At 68.5% G+C, this 2408-nt stretch carries 3 protein-coding genes and 1 pseudogene; 1 reads left to right on the top strand and 3 read right to left on the bottom strand.

The genetic code is table 11. From position 1 onward, the window contains the following. The 3 genes from AB0H87_RS40750 to pstC all read right to left on the bottom strand — a co-directional run. A partial coding sequence (locus AB0H87_RS40750; RefSeq protein ID WP_360158893.1) for an ATP-binding cassette domain-containing protein occupies nucleotides 1-289 on the bottom strand: 289 nt, incomplete at its 3' end. A 19-nt stretch (nucleotides 290-308) separates the two neighbouring features. After that, nucleotides 309-1385, bottom strand: coding sequence for a phosphate ABC transporter permease PstA (gene pstA / locus AB0H87_RS40745; protein ID WP_360158890.1), 1077 nt, complete (start codon nucleotides 1383-1385; stop codon nucleotides 309-311). Next, nucleotides 1382-2317 (bottom strand): phosphate ABC transporter permease subunit PstC, encoded by a 936-nt coding sequence (pstC, locus tag AB0H87_RS40740; RefSeq protein WP_360158887.1) that lies wholly within the window; start codon nucleotides 2315-2317, stop codon nucleotides 1382-1384. Before pstC ends, pstA begins: the two co-directional genes overlap by 4 nt. Here pstC and AB0H87_RS40735 point away from each other — a divergent pair. Then, nucleotides 2310-2408, top strand: a pseudogene (locus AB0H87_RS40735) (ATP-binding cassette domain-containing protein); the annotation flags it as partial. The gene pstC and the pseudogene AB0H87_RS40735 overlap by 8 nt on opposite strands.

Below are 2408 nucleotides of genomic sequence, written 5' to 3'. Positions count from 1 at the left end.
ACGGGTTCGGCCGCTGGAACACCATCCCGATCATCCGCCGCACCGCGGTGACGTCGACATCCTTGTCATAGATGTTCTCGTCGTCGATCGTCAGCCTGCCCTCGACCCGCGCACCCGGCAGCACCTCGTGCATCCGGTTGATCGAACGCAGGAACGTCGACTTGCCGCAACCCGACGGGCCGATCAGCGCGGTCACCGTCTTCGGGTCAACGTGCAGGTTGATGTTGTCGATCGCCTTGAACGAACCGTAGTACGCGGTGACCCCGGTCGCTTCGACACGCTTGGCCATTTGTCAGTCCTTCAGGTTGCTAGCGAGAGATGCGGTTGCGGCGGGCGAGCAGCTTGGCCGCGATGGTCAGGACGAGCACGAGTGCCACCAGGGTGAGCGCTCCGGTCCAGGCCCGGGCCGGCGCGAAGCGCGAGGCGTCGCCGGCCTGCTGGAAGACGAACAGCGACAGCGAGCCCTGCTGCCCGGTGAAGGGGTTGAAGTTGATCGCGGCGCTGCCGCCGGCGACCAGCAGGACGGGCGCCGTCTCGCCGGCCGCGCGGGCGATCGACAGCATGATGCCGGTGACGATGCCGGGCAGGGCCGTCGGGATGACGATCCGCAGGATCGTCTTCCACTTGGGCACGCCGAGCGCGTAGGAGCCTTCCCGCAGCGGGGCCGGCACCAGGCGCAGCATCTCCTCCGTGGACCGGACGATCGTCGGCAACATCAGCACGCTCAGCGCGAGCGCGGCCGCGAAGCCGGAGAACGCCGGAGCGCCGTTGTTGAACCACGGCGACACGATCAGCACCCAGAACGCCAGCACGAACAGGCCGGCGACGATCGACGGGATGCCGGTCATGACGTCCACGAAGAACCGGATCAGGAAGGTGAACCGGCCCCGGCCGTACTCGACGATGTAGATCGCGCCGAGCACGCCCAGCGGGATCGTGATCAGGGCCGCGATGCCGACCTGCTCCAGTGTGCCGATGATCGCGTGGTACGCGCCGCCCGTCGCGTCCCGGGCGCCGATGTTGTTCATCGACGTGCCGAAGAAGTTGCCGTCGAACCGCTCCATGCCCTTGGAGACCAGCGTCCAGGTCACCGAGGCGAGTGGCAGCACGGCGAGGACGAACGCCGAGTGGATCAGCGCGCTCCAGGTGCGGTTGCGCGCGGACCGACGGCCCTCGACGGCCCGGACCGCGAAGTACACGCCGAACATGTAGAGGATGAGGCCGATGACCAGGGTGAGCACCCAGCCACCGAGGCCGGTGCCGTAGCAGAGGGCGGCGGAGACGCCGAGCGCGACGACGGCTACGCCCAGGAAGGCGACGGCCGGCAGCCGCTTGGTGCGCAACGTGGGGCTCTGGCCCGGAGCAGGCAACAACGTCGTACTCATGCGGCGGACTCCGTGAACTCGCGACGCCGGTAGATGATCGCGCGGGCGATCATGTTGACGATGAGGGTGATCGTGAACAGCACCAGGCCGGAGGCGATGAGCGCGCCGCGGCCGATCTCGCCGGCCTCACCGAAGCCGTTGGCGATGTTGGCGGCGATCGAGTTGCCGCCGTTCTCGATGACGTTGAGTGAGATCACGTTGAGGAAGCCGAGCGTCATCGCCAGCGCGATGGTCTCGCCGAGCGCGCGGCCGAGACCGAGCATGACGGAGGCGATCACGCCGGGGCGGCCGTAGGGGATCACCGCGGTGCGGATCATCTCCCACTTGGTCGCGCCGAGGGCCAGCGCCGCCTCCTCGTTGGCGGTCGGCGTCTGCATGAACACCTCGCGGGACAGCGAGGTGATGATCGGCAGCACCATGATGGCCAGCACCAGGCCGCCCAGCAGCAGCGACCGGCCGAACGGCGCCTCGCCGTCGAAGAACGGCAGCCACGCGAAGTACTTGTTGAGCCAGACCGAGAAGTCCCGCACCGGGTCGATGAAGACCATCAGACCCCACAGGCCGAACACCACACTGGGTACGGCCGCCAGCAGGTCGATCAGGAAGCCGAGGACGGTCGCGATCCGCTTGTGCGCGTAGTGCGACAGGTAGAGCGCGATGCCCAGCGCGATCGGCACGGCCACGAGCAGCGCGATGACCGCACTGACGACGGTGCCCCAGGCGAGGGCGGCGATGCCGAACCGGGCCGGCGTCTCGTTGGCGAACCACTCCTTGGTCGTGAGGAAGTTCGCCTCGTCGGCACGGAGGGCGGGCACGGCCTTCGCGATCAGGAAGACGGTGATCGCGACGATGATGATCAGGACCATGGTGCCGGCGGCGAGGGTGAGACCGCGGAACGCGTTCTCCGCCCCGAAGCCCTTGCGGCGCGGCAACGTCTACCCGGCGGCGCTCAGCGGGGGCGAGCGGCAGCGGGTGGCGGTCGCGCGGGCGCTGATGAACCGGCCTGGACTGCTGCTGGCCGAC

Origin of the sequence: Asanoa sp. NPDC050611 (assembly GCF_040654855.1) — a bacterium.
Lineage (GTDB): Bacteria > Actinomycetota > Actinomycetes > Mycobacteriales > Micromonosporaceae > Asanoa.
Note: the sequence above shows the minus strand (reverse complement) of the source record. Positions and strands in the feature narration are given on the sequence as shown.

Excerpts from the sequence above, each read along its gene's own strand:
- pstA (WP_360158890.1), bottom strand. The coding sequence starts at position 1,385 with ATGAGTACGACGTTGTTGCCTGCTCCGGGCCAGAGCCCCACGTTGCGC.